Source organism: Sporolactobacillus inulinus (genome assembly GCF_006539285.1).
Classification (GTDB): Bacteria; Bacillota; Bacilli; order Bacillales; family Sporolactobacillaceae; genus Sporolactobacillus; species Sporolactobacillus inulinus.
On the sequence record NZ_BJMS01000003.1, the window covers coordinates 1 to 22,050 of the forward strand.

Annotated in this window: 19 protein-coding genes; 4 read left to right on the forward strand and 15 right to left on the reverse strand. The window is 47.4% G+C overall.

Translation table 11 applies throughout. The annotated features are described in order from the left end of the window. Nucleotides 1-20 precede the first annotated feature (20 nt). From SIN01_RS00585 to SIN01_RS00625, 9 genes are all read right to left on the reverse strand, one after another. Complete coding sequence (locus SIN01_RS00585) at nt 21-1,364, reverse strand: (Fe-S)-binding protein (RefSeq protein ID WP_141305910.1); 1,344 nt, start codon at nt 1,362-1,364, stop codon at nt 21-23. Then, nucleotides 1,361-2,791, reverse strand: a complete 1,431-nt coding sequence (glcD, locus tag SIN01_RS00590; RefSeq protein WP_010025920.1) for a glycolate oxidase subunit GlcD — start codon at nt 2,789-2,791, stop codon at nt 1,361-1,363. The genes SIN01_RS00585 and glcD overlap by 4 nt, the downstream gene beginning before the upstream one ends. Before the next feature lie 645 nt (nt 2,792-3,436). Then, entirely contained in the window at nt 3,437-3,646 is a 210-nt protein-coding gene (gene copZ, locus SIN01_RS00595; RefSeq protein ID WP_010024322.1) for a copper chaperone CopZ, read from the reverse strand. Nucleotides 3,647-3,680: 34 nt separating this feature from the next. Continuing rightward, nucleotides 3,681-6,068 (reverse strand): heavy metal translocating P-type ATPase, encoded by a 2,388-nt coding sequence (locus tag SIN01_RS00600; protein WP_047035068.1) that lies wholly within the window; start codon nt 6,066-6,068, stop codon nt 3,681-3,683. Between the two features lie 25 nt (nt 6,069-6,093). Further along, nucleotides 6,094-6,333, reverse strand: coding sequence for a metal-sensitive transcriptional regulator (locus tag SIN01_RS00605; protein ID WP_237760152.1), 240 nt, complete (start codon nt 6,331-6,333; stop codon nt 6,094-6,096). Nucleotides 6,334-6,562: 229 nt separating this feature from the next. Beyond that, the gene (locus SIN01_RS00610) at nt 6,563-8,257 is read right to left on the reverse strand and encodes a glycerol-3-phosphate dehydrogenase/oxidase (RefSeq protein ID WP_010026547.1); all 1,695 of its coding nucleotides are present in this window, start codon (nt 8,255-8,257) and stop codon (nt 6,563-6,565) included. A gap of 167 nt (nt 8,258-8,424) precedes the next feature. Next, nucleotides 8,425-9,915 carry a glycerol kinase GlpK gene (glpK, locus tag SIN01_RS00615; protein ID WP_010026546.1) on the reverse strand — a complete coding sequence of 497 codons (1,491 nt, stop codon included), beginning with the start codon at nt 9,913-9,915 and terminating at the stop codon, nt 8,425-8,427. 33 nt (nt 9,916-9,948) lie between these two features. After that, entirely contained in the window at nt 9,949-10,785 is an 837-nt protein-coding gene (locus SIN01_RS00620) for an MIP/aquaporin family protein (protein ID WP_010026544.1), read from the reverse strand. A gap of 282 nt (nt 10,786-11,067) precedes the next feature. Beyond that, nucleotides 11,068-11,619, reverse strand: a complete 552-nt coding sequence (locus SIN01_RS00625) for a glycerol-3-phosphate responsive antiterminator (protein ID WP_010026542.1) — start codon at nt 11,617-11,619, stop codon at nt 11,068-11,070. 910 nt (nt 11,620-12,529) lie between these two features. Here SIN01_RS00625 and SIN01_RS00630 point away from each other — a divergent pair. Together SIN01_RS00630 and SIN01_RS00635 are read left to right on the forward strand one after the other, a co-directional pair. Beyond that, the gene (locus SIN01_RS00630; protein WP_010026540.1) at nt 12,530-13,525 is read left to right on the forward strand and encodes an aldo/keto reductase; all 996 of its coding nucleotides are present in this window, start codon (nt 12,530-12,532) and stop codon (nt 13,523-13,525) included. A gap of 89 nt (nt 13,526-13,614) precedes the next feature. Then, nucleotides 13,615-14,508 (forward strand): YitT family protein, encoded by an 894-nt coding sequence (locus tag SIN01_RS00635; protein ID WP_010026538.1) that lies wholly within the window; start codon nt 13,615-13,617, stop codon nt 14,506-14,508. 96 nt (nt 14,509-14,604) lie between these two features. On the opposite strand, the gene SIN01_RS00640 is transcribed toward SIN01_RS00635, so the two are convergent. Next, nucleotides 14,605-15,831, reverse strand: a complete 1,227-nt coding sequence (locus SIN01_RS00640) for a multidrug efflux MFS transporter (RefSeq protein WP_010026537.1) — start codon at nt 15,829-15,831, stop codon at nt 14,605-14,607. Between the two features lie 214 nt (nt 15,832-16,045). Here SIN01_RS00640 and SIN01_RS00645 point away from each other — a divergent pair, with 214 nt between their 5' ends. Further along, complete coding sequence (locus SIN01_RS00645) at nt 16,046-16,948, forward strand: LysR family transcriptional regulator (protein WP_010026536.1); 903 nt, start codon at nt 16,046-16,048, stop codon at nt 16,946-16,948. 12 nt (nt 16,949-16,960) lie between these two features. Here SIN01_RS00645 and SIN01_RS00650 read toward each other — a convergent pair whose 3' ends face one another. The 5 genes from SIN01_RS00650 to liaF all read right to left on the reverse strand — a co-directional run bounded on the left by SIN01_RS00650 (nt 16,961) and on the right by liaF (nt 21,229). After that, nucleotides 16,961-17,659: a TerC family protein gene (locus SIN01_RS00650; RefSeq protein WP_047035070.1), complete on the reverse strand. Its 699-nt coding sequence runs from the start codon at nt 17,657-17,659 to the stop codon at nt 16,961-16,963. 125 nt (nt 17,660-17,784) lie between these two features. Continuing rightward, nucleotides 17,785-18,483: a TerC family protein gene (locus tag SIN01_RS00655; RefSeq protein ID WP_047035072.1), complete on the reverse strand. Its 699-nt coding sequence runs from the start codon at nt 18,481-18,483 to the stop codon at nt 17,785-17,787. A 275-nt stretch (nt 18,484-18,758) separates the two neighbouring features. After that, nucleotides 18,759-19,400: a response regulator gene (locus SIN01_RS00660; protein ID WP_010027010.1), complete on the reverse strand. Its 642-nt coding sequence runs from the start codon at nt 19,398-19,400 to the stop codon at nt 18,759-18,761. Then, on the reverse strand, nt 19,390-20,433 hold the full coding sequence (locus SIN01_RS00665) for a sensor histidine kinase (protein ID WP_010027011.1): 1,044 nt from the start codon (nt 20,431-20,433) through the stop codon (nt 19,390-19,392). The genes SIN01_RS00660 and SIN01_RS00665 overlap by 11 nt, the downstream gene beginning before the upstream one ends. Nucleotides 20,434-20,437: 4 nt before the next feature. After that, nucleotides 20,438-21,229, reverse strand: coding sequence for a cell wall-active antibiotics response protein LiaF (gene liaF / locus SIN01_RS00670; protein ID WP_010027013.1), 792 nt, complete (start codon nt 21,227-21,229; stop codon nt 20,438-20,440). A gap of 268 nt (nt 21,230-21,497) precedes the next feature. Here liaF and SIN01_RS00675 point away from each other — a divergent pair, with 268 nt between their 5' ends. Further along, the gene (locus tag SIN01_RS00675; RefSeq protein ID WP_010027015.1) at nt 21,498-21,932 is read left to right on the forward strand and encodes a ferritin-like domain-containing protein; all 435 of its coding nucleotides are present in this window, start codon (nt 21,498-21,500) and stop codon (nt 21,930-21,932) included. Nucleotides 21,933-22,050: the final 118 nt, after the last annotated feature.

Sequence of the window (22,050 nt, forward strand, 5' to 3'; positions counted from 1 at the left end):
CCCGGTTTTTCTAAGATTGCTTATGCGTGTTGTTTTTCATGATCTGCTAATGCCTCAACCAGCACGTCGGCAATATGCATGGCGCGTACCTTACCGGTTTGCTGCGTTCGTTCTACCCCCAATTTCATTTCCAAGAGACAACCCGGATTGGCCGTGACGATAATTTGTGCTTGCGTGGCGGCAACCTTCTCCATTTTATGATCGAGGATCTGCATCGCCATACCCGGTTGTACAATATTATAATCACCAGCGGATCCGCAGCATGTATCCGCGCCCTCCATTTCGACAAAGTGAGCGCCTTCAATAGCCTTTAAAAGAATGCGCGGTTCTTCAAATGTTTTCATGACATTGCGTAAATGACACGAATCCTGATAGGTGATGATTTGGTTTGGGAGACTTAGATGATGCGTTTTATGAAAGTTCAGTTCAATAAGAATGCGCGAGATATCCTTCAATTTTGAAACAAATGTCTCGGCACGCGCTGCCCACTCCGGTTCATCATTTAGCAGATGGTTGTATTCAAGCAGAAAAGCGCTGCAGCCACCGGCATTGGTAATAATATAATCCGCCTGAGCTGCTTCAAACGCTGCGATGTTTTTCTTTGCCATCTCTTTTGATTTCTCAAGCTCGCCATTATGTCCATGCAGCGCGCCGCAGCAGAGCTGGTTTTCAGGGATCACCACATCGCATCCTGCTTTGCGAAGCAGCTTTATCGTCGCATGATTCGTCTCAAAAAACATGGTGTCCATTAGGCAGCCTGCAAAGAGCGCGACGGTTGCCTTCTTTTCGCCTTCATGGGTAAAATTTCGCGGACGTTTCTTCACCTCACTCCGTTTCGGAACCTCAGGAAGCACCTTTTCCATGGTTGCCATACTTTCCGGAAATAAGTTCATAAATCCCACTTTTCGTGCAACATGGGACAGTCCGCTTCTTTGGTAGAAGCCAAGCAGTCCGGTTACTTTTTCCATGCGGTTTTGATGCGGAAATAGTTCGTCAAATATGCCCTTGCGCAGCATTTTTACGCCGACGCTTTGCTTTTTATGCCGTTGCAGGATGGCACACGCATCCTCGAGCAGATGACCGTATTGTACACCCGAGGGACAAACAGGCTCGCAAGCGCGGCAGCCAAGGCACAGATCAAGTGATTCAGACAATTCTTCACTAGGTTCAATAACGCCATCGGTGACGCCTTTCATGAGCGCAATGCGTCCGCGCGGCGAATACTTTTCCTGATGATCCATTTCAATATAGGTGGGACAAGAAGGCAGGCAAAAACCGCAGCGCATACAATTCAGCAATTCGTCATAATCCATTTCTTGTTTAAATGCCTTCTGAATCTGTTTCTTCGTCGATGCATGCATCATTTTTCCGTCGCCACCCTTTCCTTCGCTTTCTCCGCAAATACTTTACCCGGATTCATAATGCCTTGAGGATCAATCGACTGTTTGATGCCGCGCATCACCGCCATGCCATCCGCACCCAGTTTCCACTCCAAATATGGGGCTTTCGTAACGCCGACACCATGCTCACCGGTCAACGTTCCACCTAGCGCGATCGCTTTTTCGAAGATTTCAGCGAAAGCTTCTTCCACCCGTTTCATTTCTTCATGATCCCGGGCATCGGTAAGGCAGGTCGGATGCAGATTACCATCGCCCGCATGGCCAAAAGTTGATATTTGCACGCGGTATTTTTTGGCGACTTCTGCAATTGCCCGCACCATCGCGGCAATCTCTGAACGCGGCACGGTCGCGTCTTCCAAAATGGTCGTTGGCTTGAGCCGCGCGAGTGCGCTTAATGCGGAGCGACGCGCTGCGGCCAGTTGCTGCGCTTCTTCATCTGAGGCTGCCAATTGAACATCGATCGCTTGCTCTTTTCGGCAGAGTTCGGCGATCTTTTTTATGTCGCGGTCGACAATTTCCTTGGGGCCGTCTTGGACGATCAGCAAAATCGCTTTAACGTTTGTCGGCAAACCGATATGGGCGAAGTCCTCAACAGCGCGCAGAGTATCCTGATCCAAAAACTCCAGCGTCACCGGAATCATTTTATGCGCAATAATTGACGATACCGTTCTTCCTGCCGCTTCGATATCCTGGTAAAGGGCAAGAATCGTTTTTTGCGATTCCGGTTTGGGAATTAATTTCAACGTTGCTTCCGTTATGACGCCTAATGTTCCTTCCGATCCGACAAAAAGACGTGTCAAATCGTAACCGGCAACATCTTTAGTCAGCTTGCCGCCTGTACGAATTAACGCTCCATTCGGCAAAGCAACTTGAAGTGCCATGACATAATCTTTCGTTACGCCGTACTTCAGTCCGCGTAATCCACCGGAGTTTTCAGCAAGATTTCCACCGATTGTCGAGATTTTCATTGAACTTGGATCAGGGGGATAAAACAAGTCTTCCTTTTCAACGCAATCCGTGATCGTTTTCGTAATCGCCCCCGGCTGAACCGTGATGGTTAGATTCTCTTTATCCAGCTCCAAAATCCGATTCATGTGTTTCATCAGCAAGACGACTCCACCCTGAACGGGACAGGTGTCGGCACACAAATTTGTTCCCGAGCCTCGAGTATAGACCGGGATCTTTTGTTCGGAGCATCGTTTTAGAAGTGCTGCCACTTCTTCAGCATTACGCGGGGCAGCGACAAAATCCGGCAGCGCTTGAAAATTTGGCGTTGCATCATACGAGTAGACCAATCTGCCACTCGTTGAATCATCTACATTTTCCTCCCCAACAATTTCAACGAGCTGAGCCTTTACCAGTGAATGTCTTTTTTCTTCTTTTAAACCCATTTGCATCGCTCCGATCACCAATAAATTGTAAGCGTTTTCTTATAATGATTATAATCGATCTGTCACAAATAATCTATGATTTGGCTTTGAGCGACGCGTATAGCTTTACTACTTCCGCAGGATGCGGTGACTTTCGCGTTGTGCACGAACGACACTCCAGCTGCTCGCATCAACAACCCGCGATCCCGCAGGCGCCAGAGCACCTCCGCTTTGATTCTTGGCCAAGACACTATGTTATGGCGAATGTATGAAAGTCATGATTTCGCTTTAACTTTTGCGGATTTCGCTTTAACTTCGGGAATTCGCTTTAACTTCGGTTGTGCCGTTGGTTTGTGTCTTCTTGGTTATGCATCATCGCTGCGGCTGCTCGCTTGCCGCGGGCGCACCGCGAGCCTCCTCAGACAAACAGAAATCTGCGGGGTCTCGCTGGCACGCTGATCCCGCAGGCGTCTCGCGCCTCCGCTTTGATGCTCAGCCCAGACACTAGGTTATGGCGAATGCATAACTTTTCAGCATTTCGCTTTATCTTCCCTTGCAAAAAAGCCGGACACCTGGCTGAGGAATGGCAGCAGCAGACGTTTTCCGCCTGTTTAATGCCTTTTCCGTTCATGCCTGTGTCCGGCTCTAGAACTGATTCACTTGTTTTCATTCGACCACGTCGTAACCTTGATCTTCAATCGCGTCCTTCATTTGATCAAAGCCAACCTTTGCTTCATCATAAGCAACATCAACTTTTCCAGTTTCTAAATTTACGTCTACCGATGACACGCCGTCAAGCTCCTTTAAGGCACCGCTGACTGCCATTTTGCAGTGACCGCAGCTCATCCCTTCAACCGTTAATACGCGCTCTGCCATATCTACTCACCTCCTTAATCTGTTTTGGTTTTCTTTATAAGTGTAGCTTTTTCAAACGGAGACTGTTTGCCACAACAGACACGGAACTGAACGCCATCGCAGCTCCTGCTACCCAAGGTGCGAGCAAACCAAGGGCGGCTACAGGAATGCCGATCGTGTTGTAGAAGAGGGCCCAGAATAAATTCTGTCTAATATTACGCATCGTTTTCTTACTCAAATCGATCGCTTTGACAACATGCGTGAGTTCGCCGCCAACTAACGTGAGATCCGCGGCTTCAATCGCAACATCCGCTCCGGTTCCAATTGCAATGCCAACATCGGCTACGGCAAGGGCTGGCGCATCATTAACGCCGTCGCCAACCATAGCAACGCGGAGGCCTTGTTTCTGCAAGCGGCGTACCTTGTCGGCTTTCCCCTCAGGGAGCACTTCCGCCAGTACATGATCGATCCCAACTTTTCGCGCGATCGCCTCAGCCGTTCGTTGATTGTCGCCGGTGATCATGTAAACATCAATAGACCGTGCTTTTAACGCTTGAATGGCTTCGGTTGAATCCGCCTTGATCGTATCGGCGACAGCTATCAGTGCCTGCAGCTTCCCGTCGACAGCAGCGAACATCACCGTTTGTCCGTCAGACTCAAGCGCTAACGTTTTTTTAATCGCCTGTTTCACTTCAATTTTCTTTTGCTGCATGAGCCGGCGCGTACCAACGACGACCTGCTTCCCTGAAACTTCAGCAGAAATACCCGCCCCAGTCTGAGCAACGAAATGGTCCGCCTTAGGCAAATGATCCACATCGCCATAAGCAGTGATTGCTTTCGCTAAAGGATGCTCGCTTTGCAGCTCTGCAGCTTGAACCACACGCAGTAATTCTTTTTCATCCATGTCGCCAAGCAGAATCACTTGGGTGACTTCCGGTTTTCCATGGGTCACTGTTCCTGTTTTATCGAGAATAACCGTTTGTACGTTCTGCATCGACTCCAGGTACTCGCCGCCTTTAAATAAAATACCATGTTCCGCTGCTTTTCCCGTGCCCACCATAATGGACGTTGGTGTGGCAAGTCCAAGCGCACACGGACACGCGATCACGAGCACGCTTATGGCAGCTGAAAGTGCCACATCCCATTGCCCCGGCTGAGCAAAAATCATCCAAATGGCGAACACAAGCAGCGCAGCGGCAACGACGATCGGAACAAAGATACCGGAAATCCGATCCGCCAGCCGCTGAATCGGTGCTTTCGACCCTTGAGCTTCCTCGACAATGCGGACAATTCCGGCAAGTGCCGTATCTTTGCCGATTTTTTCTGTCTTCATCAGGAAAGAACCCGTCGTATTGAGCGTTGCACCAATCAGCGAATCGCCGACTTTTTTTGCCACCGGCATGGATTCGCCGGTGATCATCGATTCGTCAACGGCTGTTTCGCCGTCAATGACCGTGCCGTCAACCGGAACTTTTTCGCCGGGGCGGACATGAAGCACGTCACCCACCTGAATTTGATCGATCGGTACACGCTCTTCTTTGCCGTTTACCATTCGCGCGGCGTCATTTGCCTGCAAGCCAATCAACGCTTTAAGTGCTGTTGTGGTCTGCCGTTTCGCTAGGCTTTCCATATATTTTCCAAGCAGTACCAATGTAATCAGAACCGCACTCGTTTCAAAGTAAAGGTCAGGATGGTGCAGACCGAAAAATTGGGCGCGGACGGTTTGAACGGTACTGTAAAAATAAGCAGCACTCGTTCCAAGCGACACAAGGACATCCATATTGGCACTTCGATTCACAAGCGCACGAAAAGCACTGACGTAGAACGGACCGCCAATGTAAAACTGCACGACGGATGCCAAGGCAAACTGAAACCACGGGTTCATGAGCAATCCGGGCATCGGGCCGTGATAAAAGGGCAAATGGGCCGCCATGGTTACAAAAAGCGGAAGCGAAAGAAGGATCGAAACGAGCAGTGTGTTCCTCTTTTTAGCGAGCGCTCGTTCTTTCGCGTCTTCCTGAACCTCATTCTTCAGTGACGCGTTGTAGCCAAGCTTGCGCACCCGCTCAAGTACAGCATCTGAATCAATAAATCCCGGCTGATAGCGGATGGCGGCTGTTTCAGCGGCTAAATTGACGTTTGCAGAAAGAATACCGGGCAGACGCTTCAGTCCTTTTTCGATTCGCGCGGCACACGCAGCACAAGTCATCCCGGAAATAGCCAGATCCAACCGTTCATCGGCAACGCCATAACCGAGCTTTTCAATTTTTTCAGCAATGTCCTTGGCGTCAACTTGTTGGTTATCATAATTGATTTTCGCCTTCTCCAGCGCCAGATTGACGTTTGCGGAGACACCGTCCATCCGATTCAGACCGCGTTCAATGCGCCGTGAACACGCGGCACAGGTCATCCCTGTAATTCCGATATAGGCTTCTTGTTTCATCGCATGCTTCCCTCCTTTCTTAATCTCACTGAAAGTGTTTCAGTACGTTTAAAAGTTCATTTATTTGTTCGTCTCCGTGTCCCTCTTCAATTGCTTTGGCGACACACGACTTTGTATGCCGCTCAAGAACGGAATAACCGATTTTTCGCAAGGCAGCTTGAATCGCTGAGAGCTGAATTAACACATCGACACAGTAGCGGTCATCTTCGATCATTTTCTCAACACCGCGTACTTGTCCTTCAACACGTCTCAACCGATTGATTATTTTGTGTTTTTCATCAGAAGTTCTGGGAACGCGCGGCGTCCGCTCTGAATGTTCGGCGCATGCAGATTCATTAGAACCGCATGAACAATGTTTTTTTTCAAGATCCACATAACCGCCTCCTCATTCCCATTATACCCCCATAGGGTATATAGTCAAACAAAAAGAAGGTGACTCAACGTTATCGACATTGAGTCACGCTCATGTTGCCCATTATCCCTTTGACCATGCATCAAACCGCTTTCGTTTCAGAATCCCTGCTTGCTGCCCCGTAATCTGAAGCGTCATGAAAAGAAGCAGCCAATTCATCCGCGTAATGCTCTTTTTGTTGATCCGTCCATTTAAGTTGGTCAGCCATGTAACGCATCACCGGCTTTGCCCATTTTTTTGCTTCATTAATTGAGAAGAGAGTCATGCCGGAACGTCGTGTAAAGTAATCAACGGGCGAGACGACCATTTCTTCATTTAATCCATACTGCAGGGTAGCCAGCAGTTCTTGCGGCAATTGATAGCTGATTGCCTCTTCCCGATTTGTGCGGAGATAGTGGAACAATACGCTGCTGTTGGTCCCGTATTTTTTGACAAGCCGCGCGACCGTCTCTTTCTTTAATCCCTGTTCAGCGCCGATCTTTATTTGTTCTTGAACAAAGGGGATATAGTGTTTCGAACCGCCGAAATGTCCTCCGGATAACTCGATCGCAATCGTTCGGCATTCTGGGTAACTTTTGCCCGTTTCTTCACCTAATTGTTTGGTCACCGTATCAACGACACGTTCGGCCATCTTACGGTATCCGGTCAACTTCCCGCCGGCGATTGAAATCAAGCCTGAGTTCGCAATGAAGATTTCATCTTTGCGTGAGATTTCCGACGGCGATTTTCCTTCCTCTTGGATCAGCGGCCGAACGCCCGCCCAGCTGGATTCCACATCATTAGCCGTGAGATGAACCGAAGGAAACATGCCGTTTATTGCAGCGAGAATGTAGTCGCGATCTTCAAGAGTCGGTTTCGGATCAATAGGCCAGTGTGAATAGGTCGTATCGGTTGTACCGGCATAAACCTTGCCATCGCGCGGGATGACAAAGATCATTCGCTTGTCACCGTTGGTTGTATCGAAATAGAGTGATTGCTTCATTGGAAAGCGTTTCCCGTCAATGACAATATGAACCCCTTTGGTCAGATGCAGGTGCTTCCCTTCTTTCGAATGATCCTTCTCACGAATCGTGTCAACCCATGGCCCTGCCGCGTTCACGATCTTCTTGGCAAAGATCCTATATTCTTTTTGATTTAATTGATCGACAACACGGACACCGGTCAGCTTATGATTTGCATCGTAAATCAGCTCGTCGACCTTCGCGTAGTTCACCGCCAGCGCGCCGCGATCCGAAGCCTCCTTCATCACTTCAATCGTCAGTCGCGCGTCATCCGTACGGTATTCTACATAATAGCCACTGCCTTTTAATCCTTCCTTTTTAAGCAAAGGCTCCTTTGCCAACGTCTGTTTACGGCTAAGCATCACGCGGTGCTCCTCTTTTTTGACACCGGCGAGAAAATCGTAAACTTTCAAGCCCAATGATGTGGAAAAGCGTCCAAACGTTCCTTTTTTATAGATGGGTAGCATCATTTTTTCTGGTGACGTCACATGCGGCGCATTTTCATAGACAATCGCTCGTTCTTTTCCAACTTCGGCAACCACTTTAACTTCAAGCTGCTTCAGGTAGCGCAGCCCACCGTGCACCAGTTTCGTCGACCGGCTCGACGTTCCACCGGCAAAGTCCTGCATATCGACCAAACCGACACGCAGTCCGCGAACCGTTGCGTCAAGCGCAATCCCCGCACCGGTAATGCCGCCGCCGATGACCAGAAGATCGAGCGGGGCTCCTGCCATTTTTTCCAGCTTTGCCGTACGTTCATTCGTTGATAGAGTCATCAAAAATTCCCCCAATAATTGTTTTTTTGTGTATCGTTATAGAAAAAACCGCAAATACACCGGCAGATATAGCGGATCTGCAGGACGTATTTGCGGTCATCTCAATCGCCCGTGACCGTGGATTAACTTGTAGGTGGTATCAGGGTAATACGAAGGGCCGGTGTCGATTATTTGAATGCAATGGCCGCATTGACTGCTTTCTTCCATCCTAAATACAGCTTTTGACGTGTCGCCTCATCCATCGCTACATCGAACTGTTTGCCGATTTTCCAAATCTCTGCGATCTCAGATTCATTTTTCCACATCCCCACTGCCAGCCCTGCAAGGAAAGCAGCGCCAAGTGCAGTTGTTTCGCTGCTCGTTGGCCGTTCAACCGCAACGCCCAGAATGTCGCTCTGAAACTGCATCAAGAAATTATTCATCGATGCGCCTCCATCGACACGCAGCTTCTTCAACTTTATGCCGGAGTCTTCCTCCATTGCGTTTAAAACATCTTTAGTCGAATACGCAAGCGATTCCAATGTTGCACGGATAAAATGCTCTTTCGTCGTGCCGCGCGTGATCCCAAACGCAGCCCCGCGCACTTCTGAATTCCAGTATGGCGTGCCCAGACCAACAAAAGCAGGTACGAGATACATCCCATCGGTTGACGCGACGCGCCGTGCGTATTCTTCGCTCTCCTGAGAATAGCGGAACATGCGCAAGCCGTCACGAAGCCATTGAATCGCTGATCCGGCAACAAAAACGCTCCCCTCCAGCGCATAGCTGATTTTTCCGTTTATGCCCCAGGCAATGGTCGTCAAAAGACCGTTTTTTGAACGAACCGCCTGCTCGCCGGTATTCATCAGCATAAAACAGCCGGTTCCATACGTATTTTTCACCATGCCTTTTTCATAACATGCCTGACCGAAAAGGGCCGACTGCTGGTCACCGGCGATTCCGGCAATGGGTACATTCTGACCGAAAAAGTGATAATCAATGGTATTCGCATAGATTTCCGATGATCCATGAACTTCGGGAAGCATCGCTTTTGGTATCTCTAAGATTTCCAGCAGCTCGTCGTCCCATTTCAAATCATAGATGTTGTACATCAGCGTTCGTGATGCATTCGTATAATCCGTGATATGTGCTTTGCCGCCGGAAAGCTTCCACACGAGCCAAGTATCAATCGTTCCGAAAAGCAAATCACCATTTACAGCCTTTTCGCGCGCGCCGTCAACATGATCAAGAATCCACTTGACCTTTGTGCCGGCAAAATACGGGTCGAGAACGAGTCCTGTTTTCGCATGGAAGAGATCTTCATATCCAGCTTCTTTCAATTCCCGGCAAAGATCAGCGGTTTGCCTAGATTGCCAGACAATCGCATGGTAAATTGGATGCCCCGTATGACGATCCCAAATGACCGTTGTTTCGCGCTGGTTGGTAATCCCGATTCCGGCGATGTCTTTAGCATCAATTTCTCCAGTGAGCAATGCATCTGCGATGACCGATAAAATCGATCCCCAAATTTCATTGGCATCTTGTTCTACCCATCCCGGTTGCGGGAAAAACTGCGTAAATTCCTTTTGTGCCATTTGCACCACTTGGCCTTTTTCGTTAAAAATCATTGCGCGCACGCTCGTTGTCCCCTCATCAAGCGCTAAAATATAGTTTCCCATGTTCATGCTCCTCTCAAATAAGTCCATAAACGATTATTTTTCTAACGATTGCGCGATCGTTTGCTTCGTGCTCATCGATTTAAGATGACCATCTGAAATGAGCGCTGCAAGGATGACAACAAGAAGCAGTGCTGAAACGATCCAGAAATAAACGGTTGCGTGACCAAGAAAAAAGGTCTGATAGCTAAGCGCTCCGAACACGCCGCCAAGAATTGGTCCGAGGATAGGAATCCATGCGTAGCGCCAATTTGAGCCGCCTTTTCCAGCGATCGGCAGCAATGCATGGGCAATCCGCGGCCCCAAGTCTCGCGCAGGATTGATCGCATAGCCGGTGGTCCCGCCCAGTGACATGCCGATCGCGATGATTAGGAAACCGACAATCAGCGGATTCAATCCTTTTGCCAGATCATTTGCGCCAATTGCCAAAATGGCGATTACAAGGATAAAGGTTCCGATGATTTCGCTGAGCAGGTTCGCCCAGTTTTGTCTAATCGCGGGTCCGGTGCAAAAGATTCCTAATTTTACGGCGGGATCCTGAGTCGCCCGCCAATGCGGCAAGTAGTGAAGATACACAATGCAAGCGCCTAAGAACGCACCAATCATTTGTCCGGCTAAATACGGAAGAACCTGCTGCCATGGAAATTCACCGATTGCTGCCAGTGCCAGCGTCAATGCAGGATTCAGATGAGCACCGCTGAATTGGCCAACGGCATAGGCACCGATGGCGACCGCAAGCCCCCATCCAAATGTAATCACGATCCAACCGGATTGCTTGGCATAGGATTTGGTTAAATTTACGCCTGCACAAACACCATCGCCAAGTATGATTAAAATCATTGTACCAATGAGTTCACCAAGAAATCCCGACATTCTCTCGACCATCCTTTTACGGTGAAGTTCAAGTCAATCGTTTCTGTTTTAACTACCGCCATCTTGACATCAAGATGCACCACAAGCAAAAAAAATCCACACAAGTACAAGCAGGCGAACGATCACCTGTCTTCCTGCGTGGATGGTCCCATCTCATATCCATGGCAAAACATTAACTTGATGGATTTATCGTATATCATTTTGTAAGCGCTGTCAACAATTTGTCACAATTTCTATAAACTTTGTTCACATTTATCCATTTTGAGAATCGTTCATTTATCGCTACAAACGAACATCCCACAGTTCCTTTCTGGAAGTAGAAATTGCCGATGCCCCTGCACTTAGCGCAGCCTCTGCATCCTGACGTGTGCGGATCATGCCACCAGCAATAACCGGACTGCCCAGTCTGCCGATCACTTCTTGAATTAATTCCGGAACAACGCCAGGCAAGAGCTCGACCATATCCGGCTTTATCTGCTCATGCAAACGGCAACCGACTTCCAATGATCGTGAATCAAGCAAGAACAGGCGCTGGATGGTCACCAGTCCTCTTTTTTTGCCCATTTCAAGCGTGGTTCCTCGTGTTGAAATGAGCCCATACGGTCGAATTGTTTGACAAATAAATTCGGCTGCCGCTTGATCGTTTTTGAGCCCTTGAATTAAATCAGCGTGGATAAAAACTTTTTTCTTTGCTTGCTTTCCCATACGCACCATCGTGCCGATCAACGACAGATGACTGTCCAAAATGATTAAATGAGTAAACTTGCTGCGAAGCAAGGCTTCAAAATTTTTCATACTGTTTGCCGCCGGTACAACTTTTTGTCCATCAAGCATAAGCAAAACGACTCCTTTCCGACTGTTGCTGCATTGAAATTAGCTTAAGAATCACCAAAAGACGCGTCCACGCAAAAAAGCAGCGAACGCTGCTCTTTCGCCAAAGCGGAGGGGGTATTGGGGAGAAGTGCCAACACGATGTCGGCGGATAAGTCCATGCAGAAAGCTCCAGTTGTTAAGACCGATCCCCTGATTTCAAGAAAAAGTCTGCCAGCCAACCGCAGCCATCAGTCGGATCACTTATGAACTAAGATTGATCCTCTTGTTCGCTTAACGGGTCGTTTGTTTTAAGAAACAAAGACAGCGTTAATTAATATTGGGCGCGCGACTGATGGTACACGCGGATCATTCGTGACAAATCTTCCTTCGCTAATCGAGCCTTAACGTCCATTTGCTCTCTGCACTATTATCTTACTTGGTTTTATCCAGTCGTGCAAAAGCAGCTTCCGCCAATAGTATCGCTTACATTCGGTTGATTCTGATAATTGTGAACTGCTTTTCCTTGCCGAACATTCATTTTCTGCTCTTTTTAAGATTTTGCCGGTTTATTTGACCGCCAGTCTGAACTTTCGATACAATTAAGTATAGAGCAAGGATCAAAGCAGACAATTTGTGAAATGATCTGTTATTTGGCCATACTAAGGGAAGGGCAACGACTGAAACAAACTCGGCGGTGCCATTTGACTAACGGTCGGTGCCGATCTCATTACGATTATAAGTGGCAGAAGCCCGGCCTTTCAAAACAACAAAGCTCTTAAAGACCGAGCGGCAGGTAGGGGGTAAAGGGGTACAATCCCTTTAAAACGTCTAAGCGGCTAAAGCGACTTGAGTCTTATGTTTTTCATTCTCTGCTTTGGTTATTTATAATTAAATTGAAGCTCGAAAAAATAGTTGAAAATGAGGCGATACTTTGGAAGTAACACAAATTAAAGGGTTGACGATTAAACCGACACGGATTGCGCTCGGTACATGGGCAATTGGCGGCTGGATGTGGGGCGGTTCCGACGATCGCGAATCGATCCGCACCATTCATCAAGCGCTCTCCAGCGGAATTAATACCATTGATACCGCTCCGGCATACGGTCAAGGCCACTCCGAACAAGTTGTCGGACAAGCGCTGAAGGAACATGGTCATCGTGATCAAATTGTACTTGCCACAAAAGTCTGCCTCGACTGGGTCGGCAGCGATGTTTTCCGCAACGGATCACGCCAACGCATCATGAAAGAAATCGATGATTCGCTCAAACGTTTGCAAACCGATTACATTGATATTTACCAAGTACACTGGCCGGATCCGCTTGTTCCGATTGAGGAAACAGCTGAGGCTATGGGCGATCTGTATAAGCAAGGAAAAATCAGAGCGATCGGCGTCAGCAACTTTTCACGTGAACAGATGGAAGCATTCATGCGCGTGGCACCGATCCATACGGTTCAACCCCCGTACAACTTATTCGAACGTGAATTTGAAAATACGCTGATGCCGCTTGCAAAAGACAATAGTATTGTTCCGTTGTGCTACGGAAGCCTTTGCCGTGGCCTGCTCAGCGGAAAAATGACGGCTGATCGCAAATTCAGTGGGGATGACTTGCGCTTGTCGGATCCGAAGTTCAATGCACCACATTTCCAGCATTATTTAGCGGCTGTTCATGACTTGGAGAAACTTGCCAAAGAACGCTTCGGCAAATCGGTTCGTGCACTTGCCGTTCGCTGGATTTTAGAGAAAACGGGAAATGGCATTGCGCTCTGGGGCGCGCGGCACCCGGGACAGATTGCTGATGTTCGCGAAATTGACGGATTCCGCTTAGATGAACAAACTTTAACGGACATTGACCGCATACTCAAGGAAAGTGTGCCGGAGCCAATTGGCCCTGAATTCATGGCTCCCCCGCTGCGCAATGAAAAATAATTGCATCGGTGTCAGAACGATCGATTGAAGACCGGCATGTCTTCATGTCGGTCATACATAAATGAATCAATCAAAGGGGCGAGTTTTCTTTGGAAGCAGCAGAAAACAATGTACAACTGAAAAAACAGCATAATGGGTTGAAATTTTATCAATACGTCTTCCGTGCATTGCTAATCGCGGTTGGCGTCGTCTTGGAAGCCATTTCGCTGGAAGCATTTCTCGTTCCAAACAAAATTATTGACGGCGGCGTTGTCGGTATCTCAATCATGATGGGGCATATTTTCAGCCTGCCAATCGGTATCTTTCTTGTGCTGATTAATCTCCCGTTCTTTATCATCGGCTATAAACAAATGGGAAAGACCTTTACCGTCACTTCCGCATGCGGGGTTATCCTGCTCGCATTTTTGACCACCTTGTTTACACCAATCCATCGTTTTACCAATGATCTGTTGCTCGCTGCTGTGTTCGGTGGCATTATCATGGGCATCGGCGTTGGCCTTGTGATTCGGAACGGGGGTTCATCGGACGGTACAGAAATTCTTGCCGTCCTTTTTAACCAAAAGACACCCTTCTCAGTCGGCGAAGTCGTGCTCTTCTTAAACATATTCATTCTTGGATCGGCAGGTTTTGTTTTCGGATGGAACTATGCCATGTACTCGCTTATCGCCTATTTTGTCGCATTTAAGATGATTGATATTACGAGTGAAGGTTTGGAATCATCGAAAGCAGTATGGATCATTAGTGATCTTCATGAGGAAATCGGCGATGCATTGAATGACCGTCTCGGTCGCGGAGTCACTTATCTAAATGGAGAAGGCGCTTATACCGGAAACGATAAAAATGTGATCTTCACCGTCATCTCCCGTCTTGAGGAAGCAAAGGTCAAAAACATTGTCGACAGCATTGATAAACATGCCTTTCTTGCAATCAGCGATATTCACGATGTCAAAGGCGGCCGATTCAAAAAAAGAAGCATCCACTAAAAGCGATGCCGGTTGTCTTTCCAGATTTATTTAACTTTTGATTATAGATCCGGGTCTTGTAACGACTCGCGCATTCCCAGATCAACGCATCACCATTTATCGAAGCCCGCCGCGTGCTGCTGCTTCGATTTTTCTTTCCCTTTTTCTCACAAATGTCGTCGAAGCAACCACCCAAACGGCGTTGACCAGTAAGAGAAAGCTGGTAGAGAAGAAGACGTATTTAATCCCGAAAGCAGCCGCCATATGGCCGCCCAGAAGTGATCCGCCAAGCGTCCCCAGAAATTGTGCCGATTGGTTGTACCCGAACAACTGACCGGTAATTGATGGCGGCGCCATTTTCTTCACCAGCGTATTAATCGATGGCAGAAGTCCCGCTGTCGTAAGTCCGAGCAAGAAGCGCAACACCGTCAGCTGCCAAGCATTGGTGACAAATGCCTGAGGAATAAAAATAATTCCTGTTAACACTAACGCATAAACCAGAATACGACGCGGCCCGATTCGGTCGGATAGTTTTCCGAGGAACGGTGCTGCAATGACACTTGCAAGTCCAGCAGCGGCAACAACGACCCCGGACATGAGTTCAAGATGCTCAATTCCAGGAGAGAGTATTTTGACGTACACCGTGATAATCGGCTGAATGGACATGTTTGCCAGTTGTACCATAAATGTGGTCAGGAACATGGCAAAAAAGAGCCCGACATGCGGGGTCATTTCCCAGACTTGTTTCATGGACGGCGTCTTTTTTTCTTTGACAACGACTTTTTCCTTAACAAAGAGCAGCGAGGCAAGGAAGGCGCAGAAAAGAAGTGCACTAGTATCAATAAACACCAGCCGCATGCCCATATATTCGGCGAGCAAACCACCAATCAATGGTCCGATCAATGAACCGGCAATTCCGCCGGTGGATAGCATGCCGAGCGCCCACCCGGAATGCGTCTTCGGTGTCTGCGTGGCAACGAGAATAATTGATGCCGGAATAAACCCGGAAACAAAGCCCATGATCAATCGCAGTGCAAATAATTGATAAACGTTTTGGGCAAAAGCCATACAAAACACGATGAGGCACATCCCTAGGCTCGCACGAAGCAGCATCGGTCTGCGCCCGTATTTATCGGCAAGTTTGCCCCACAACGGCGAAACGATTGCGGAAACAAAGAATGTACCGCCGAAAATCAGACCTGACCAGCTTTCAATCGCTGCTGTATCTGTAATGCCTAGTTTTTCAATATAGAGCGGCAAGAATGGGATAATTTGACTCATCCCGGCCGCGGTCGCAAACGAGCCGAACCAAACAACATACAAGTTTTTTTTCCAAAGTGGCACAGCCAAAGATGACACCTTACTTTTTCAGCAATTTATCCGATAGAAAAAGCGCCGTATTTGAAGGCGCATTTTTTGAACAGTTCCTATATTAGTCGGTCTTGCTGATTAATTCCAATATATATATTATTATAAATGAATAGCTTTGAAACTATAAAGGATTTACTCCATTTTTTGTGCAGGATTGATTTAACCGCCATAAGGAGGCCAAAAAAAGATGGAACTGCTGCAATTAAAATATTTTCAAACCGTTGCACGAACAGAACATATGACAAAAGCGGCACAAGAACTCTCGATCGCACAACCTTCACTCAGTCAAACCATTAAACGGCTTGAGGATGAAATTGGTGTGCCGCTTTTTGATCGAAAGGGACGCAGAATCAAGCTGAACCGTTACGGCCGAATCTTCTTAGAAAAAGCGGAGCTGGCTTTCTCGGTGCTTCAAGAAGGCCGTCAAGAAGTCGTCGACTTGGCAAAACTCAACGAAGGCAGCATTTCACTGGCCGTCATGCGGACGCCGATTATTCCCGATCTGCTGGGCAGCTTTCGCCGCCAGCATCCCTTCGTCCGTTTTCGTGTCAAACAAATTTCGCGCTCCACAATTCAGCATCAATTGGAAAACGGCGATGTTGATCTATGCATTACACCGTATAATTGGGAACGCACCAAGCCGCTCCATTCTCAGCTTCTGATGACCGATGAAATTTATCTGGTGGTCCCGAAAACACACCCGCTTGCAACCAAAAAAAGTGTCGATCTTCAAGAAATTGCTCAAGAACCCTTCGTCCTGAAAGCGGACGGCGCCTTCCGTGAAACGACCGACACCTATTGCCGAATAGCCGGGTTTCAACCGGATATTGCCTTTGAAGTTGACGATTCCTTGTCCATCCGCGGACTCGTATCCGAAGGCCTTGGCGTTGCCTTTTTCTCCTCGCTGACCCTTCGAACCATTAAAGATCATTCCATAGTGCCGCTCAGAATCAGCCAGCCCTATTGCAGGCGGACAATTAGTCTCGTTTGGAATGCCGAGCGCTATCATTCCTCAATCGTCACTGACTTTTATCAATTTATTCTTGACTATTTTAAGCAGTTTCATGAGAATCCGGCATCACTTGATTAAATCGTTTCCGAATTAAACCGCTTGATTTTGATCATGCTGACGGCTGATCCTTTTTTGACTCATCCAGCCAAGACCAAGAACAGCCGCAACAACGACAGCGACAACCGGCCATTCAAGCCATACGCTCCAATGACCAAGCCAATCCTTGACCAATGGTTCAGCAAAGAGCATGCGTGCCGCAGTCATCGCCAAAATGCCCGCCCCAACATAAATGAGCCATGAGAAACGATCCATTAACTTTAGAATCACGGCGCTGCCGCCCATTAAAAGCGGGATGCTGATCAGCAAGCCAATGATAACGAGGAGCGGATCATTTTGCGCCGCACCGGCAACTGCGAGCACATTATCCAAACCCATGAGCGCATCAGCGATGACAATCGTACGTACCGCACCCCAAAGGCTTGTTTGCGCTTTTACTTCTTTCGACGATTTTTCCTCCGGTACCAGCAGCCGGTAAGCAATCCAAACCAGCAGCAATCCGCCGATAAAATGAAGGCCTGGAATCATAAGCAGGTAAACCACTAAAATTGTTGCAATAGCACGTAAAATAACAGCACCTGCAGCGCCTAAAACGATCGCTTTCCCGCGCTGGTGGTTAGGGAGTTTTCGTGCTGCGAGCGCAATCACGACCGCATTATCTCCTGCTAGAAATAAATCGATACCAACGATAACAATAAGTGATGACCAAAAGGCCATGGTGAATAATTCCATCTTAACTTTTTCCTCCTGTAGGCGAATCGAACACGTCATATTTTTTTATTGAATTGAAAGAATGCCGACATCGATGCTGTCGGCATAAAATCTTGGCCTACTATAGGTCAAGGTTAATGTCTCCCTTAAACAGATTCTCCGGCGCTAACCGCTTGATCTGACTTTTTGCCCTGCTGCGTTTTCCAGCCAAAGAAGAGCACCCCAAGCATAATCAGAGCCAGTATCGGCCACTTAATCCAAGAAAATCCTGCAATCGCATCAGAAATAATATGATCGGCAAAAAGCATTTTTCCCGCTGTAAATGCCAAGACTGCCGATCCTGCATAGGTAATCCACGCGAAGCGGTCAACCAGCTTCAAGAACAAAGTACTGCCGCCCATCACAAGCGGAATGCTGATCAACAAGCCGAGAACAACGAGCAGGTAGTTACCTGAAGCAGCTCCGCCGATCGCCAGCACATTATCGAGGCCCATCAGTGCGTCAGCCACAATAATTGTGCGAATAGCGGCACCAAGGCTTTGCTTTGCTTCAATATGCTTTTCAGCCTTGTGGTCCTTAAGCAGGCTGTAAGCAATCCAAACCAGCAGCACGCCGCCAATAAGATGAAGTCCAGGGATCTTCAGCAGCCATACAACAATAAGTGTTGCGATCGCCCGGATGGCGACCGCACCGATCGTTCCGTAAAGAATTGCTCTTTTCCGCTGATGTTCCTGCAGCCGTGCAGCCGCTAGTGCGATGACAATGGCATTGTCACCGGCAAGAATTAAGTCGATGCCTACAATGAGCAGCAGCCCTGTAAGGAACTCAAGAGAAAAGAAATCCATTCGATCATCCTCCTCAAATAAAAACCTCTAACTATGCAAATTAAAAACAGCCCCTCTGACGATGATCAGAAAGGCTGCAAGTACATAAAAAAACCTTTGCCTTTTTTCATCCGTCCGAGGCAAAGGTCTCGCCAACAGCAATACGCTGTCAGAGAAGCCGGGGATTAATTCCCGTAATGACGACTTTACTCTGATGGCTACTCCCCTTTTGAGAGGCTATTCATTTGTTAAGATCATTGTATTATGAATAGCGAAAACTGTCAACGGATGAACGCCTATTCTTTCGAGAATAAATGATTTTGATAAGCATAGACAGCTGCTTGTGTCCGGTCGGCAACATCAAGCTTGCTAAGGATACTGCTGACATGTGTTTTAACCGTTTTAATCCCAATGAACAACAATTTTGCAATTTCTGCGTTGCTTCTTCCCTCAGCAATCAGCTTAAGTACCTCTCTTTCTCTTGTTGTCAGTTGATCAGCCGGTTGCGTCGTTTTGTGCAAGCCGGTAATCAACTTTTGGGCAACCTTTCCATCGATTACGGTCTTCCCTGCGTGTGCCTTATAAATGGCTTGAATGATTTCTTCTGAAGAAGCCGTTTTTAGTAAATAGCTCATAGCCCCTGCCTCAATCGCAGGAAAGACTTGCTCGTCATCATAGAAACTGGTCAAAATAATGATCTTCTTCGCAGGATCTCTGGCAAGTATCTGCTTGGTTGCTTCGATGCCGCTTCCCTCCTCCATAATCAAATCCATAAGGATCACTTCAGGATGAAGGGCCTCAAAACGGCGTACTGCTTGATGACCACTGGATGCTTCGCCCACCAGTTCAATCGTATCTTCTGTTGCAAGATAGGCCTTCAATCCTTTGCGAACCATGTCATGATCGTCGACAATCATGACTTTAATTTTATCTGCCATCTGTTTTTGCCTCCCTGTGAATCGGCACGCGAATATGAATCGATGTGCCCTGTCCTTCATGTGTCGTCAGCATAAAGTGGCCGCCAATTTCTTCTGCACGTTCCTTCATCGTCTTTAATCCATAAGACGCAACTTTTTCATGTTTTGGATCAAATCCTCTTCCATTGTCAAAAACGCTTAGAGCGACCAATTGATCTCTTTCATGCAAGGACAAGCTTACTTTCGTTGCCTCAGAATGTCTCAATGCATTCGAAAGCGCCTCCTGGCTAAGCCGGAACAAGTGATTCTCAACGCCCTTCGATAAACCAGGTACGCAGTCAATCGATGCTTCAAATTGAATCGTTGTCTTTGCGTCAAGTTCATGAATCAGCCGTTCCAAACCACGATCAAGCGATTCGTTATTTAGGCGTACCGGGCGAAGATGCAGCAGCAGTGCCCGCATCTCACCTTGTGCTTTGCGCGCAATATCTGAAACATCGGCAATGTTTTCCGCAGCCCGATTCGGATTGCTGTGAATCGTTTTTTCTGCGGCTGATGCGAGCATGGATAACGCAAACAATTGCTGACTGACCGCATCATGCAAGTCACGTGCGAGCCTTTGACGTTCTGCAGTAACTGCTTCATTTTTTATTTTCACATTCATTTGTACATTCTCATCCACCAAGCGCTGCAGTGATTTCACCTGTGTGTCAATTTTATCCGCCAATTCATTCAGTGATTGCTCAATTTGACTGATCGCTCCGCCACCATCCATTTTAATACGTGCTGATAATTTTCCGGATGACAGCGTTTTGACGAATAGATCGATTGAATCAATTCGATCGACGAGAAGCCGGTAATCCTTCGTCAGCGCTGCGGTCTCCAAAATAAATTGGACAATGAAGCTTGCGAAAAAGATCAAACTGCTCAGCACAAAGGAATGCTCATATGGGAAGAACCAAAAGAACAGTTCGACCAGAGCAAAAAGCAAAAGCGAGGATAAAAAGCTGACCGTTAACTGAAATCTGGCGGTACGAATCCGATAGTTATGCATGGGCTCACACCTGCGCAATGCTTAGATCGATGACTTGAAAATCAAAATAAAAGTCAATTCTGCGTGTTGCTTCATCATAGCTCGGCGTCTGATAAGTAACATGACGCAGCAGTCCGCTTTGTTTGTCGCCGCCAATTTTCACATCGCCGACCTTAGCGTGCACATGAACACGGTAGGGAAGATCATCAGGCAGCGTAATCCGAATATTGCCGACCCAGCCCGACAGTCTGATCGGAATCGTTTCATCCGGAATGAATGCCTTCGTAAAATCGAACGTGTAGTCTCCGATCCGCACCCGTTCAGTGATTGGCTTTACCATCCAATTTTCCTGTTTATAGGAGGATTCGTTCACGAAAGCTTCCCTTGTTCGACGATCTCCGTTCTGCCAATGGCGATTGTCGTCATTAACAAACTCAATGTGGGGTTTTCCATGTTTGTGTTTATGCTTCCCGGAATAAGAAACCGTAACTTTTTTCCCAAACAACATACTCAATCCTGCATAAATGATCAAATATGGCCACAACTTCCAGAAATCGCTCCAGTGAAAGATCAGCATCCTGGCCTGGTCGGCGTACAACAGGCCGCCGTAGATTAGGAAGAATCCGCCCCAAAACCAATGCGATTTCTTGTGTTCAAAGAGTGGTGCGACGATAAGCAAAGCAGCAAATACAAGCGACAGTACCGGGAATAAAAAGTCGAAATTTGACATTATTCCCTGGGGAATACTATTTAAACTGGCCAAAAGCCAATAGACACCGAGTAAAATCACTGCAAAAGCAGCAAGTATTTTTCCCATCTTAAACGGCACACCCCTTCTTGTCTTAATAAAGCCATCGTTCTGCATGTTCATCAAACTTATACATTAACTATACAGAGAGAACCGCGACAATACCATAGACCAAGAACGGTTTTTTTCTCCGACTTGAGATGGAGCATGGTCGCAAACCTGTGAAGAATGCGTGACAATGAGCAAGATCGTCATCCTTTTTCTTCCCATAGGTTTATTATAAGGGGTGGAAGGGTACTTTTAAGAATAGACTGATTTAAGAAAGGATGACTGGAACATGGACAAGAAGGTTCAAGCTTTAATCGATGGTTTAAACAAAGATCTTGCAGGTGAATATTCTGCAGTCATTCAGTACAACTACTACGCGACGACCGTTTCCGGTTTGAATTATCAAATTCTCAAACCATTCTTCGAGGAAGAAATTCCTGATGAACTCGGACATGCCGCATATCTGTCTGAAAAGATCGCCAATCTTGGCGGCGAACCAACGACGATTCCGGCAACGGTTGCAAAGGTAACTGACGCAAAAGCCATGCTTGAAGGTGCGCGCCAAGCAGAAGCCGATACATTGGAAAACTATCGGGAACGACGCAGCCAAGCTCAGGAACTCGGTATGATTGAATTAGTCGTAAAACTTGAAGATATGATTGCCGATGAACAGAACCACTTGGAAAAACTGACGAAAACGCTCAACGATCCGGTGTTCGCTTAATTCGTTTATCTTTACTAAAAACAGGAGCAGATCTCTGCTCCTGTTTTTTTGTAGGATAAGAAGATATATGATTTTACCCTGTCTTCAAACCAATAGCCCAGTGTCCCGGCCAAGAATC

Coding starts and splice junctions, on each gene's coding strand:
- SIN01_RS00585 (WP_141305910.1), bottom strand. CDS start 1,364: ATGATGCATGCATCGACGAAGAAACAGATTCAGAAGGCATTTAAACAA.
- glcD (WP_010025920.1), bottom strand. CDS start 2,791: ATGGGTTTAAAAGAAGAAAAAAGACATTCACTGGTAAAGGCTCAGCTC.
- copZ (WP_010024322.1), bottom strand. CDS start 3,646: ATGGCAGAGCGCGTATTAACGGTTGAAGGGATGAGCTGCGGTCACTGC.
- SIN01_RS00600 (WP_047035068.1), bottom strand. CDS start 6,068: ATGAAACAAGAAGCCTATATCGGAATTACAGGGATGACCTGTGCCGCG.
- SIN01_RS00610 (WP_010026547.1), bottom strand. CDS start 8,257: ATGACTCTATCAACGAATGAACGTACGGCAAAGCTGGAAAAAATGGCA.
- glpK (WP_010026546.1), bottom strand. CDS start 9,915: ATGGGAAACTATATTTTAGCGCTTGATGAGGGGACAACGAGCGTGCGC.
- SIN01_RS00620 (WP_010026544.1), bottom strand. CDS start 10,785: ATGTCGGGATTTCTTGGTGAACTCATTGGTACAATGATTTTAATCATA.
- SIN01_RS00625 (WP_010026542.1), bottom strand. CDS start 11,619: ATGCTTGATGGACAAAAAGTTGTACCGGCGGCAAACAGTATGAAAAAT.
- SIN01_RS00645 (WP_010026536.1), top strand. CDS start 16,046: ATGGAACTGCTGCAATTAAAATATTTTCAAACCGTTGCACGAACAGAA.
- SIN01_RS00650 (WP_047035070.1), bottom strand. CDS start 17,659: ATGGAATTATTCACCATGGCCTTTTGGTCATCACTTATTGTTATCGTT.
- SIN01_RS00655 (WP_047035072.1), bottom strand. CDS start 18,483: ATGGATTTCTTTTCTCTTGAGTTCCTTACAGGGCTGCTGCTCATTGTA.
- SIN01_RS00660 (WP_010027010.1), bottom strand. CDS start 19,400: ATGGCAGATAAAATTAAAGTCATGATTGTCGACGATCATGACATGGTT.
- SIN01_RS00665 (WP_010027011.1), bottom strand. CDS start 20,433: ATGCATAACTATCGGATTCGTACCGCCAGATTTCAGTTAACGGTCAGC.
- liaF (WP_010027013.1), bottom strand. CDS start 21,229: ATGGGAAAAATACTTGCTGCTTTTGCAGTGATTTTACTCGGTGTCTAT.
- SIN01_RS00675 (WP_010027015.1), top strand. CDS start 21,498: ATGGACAAGAAGGTTCAAGCTTTAATCGATGGTTTAAACAAAGATCTT.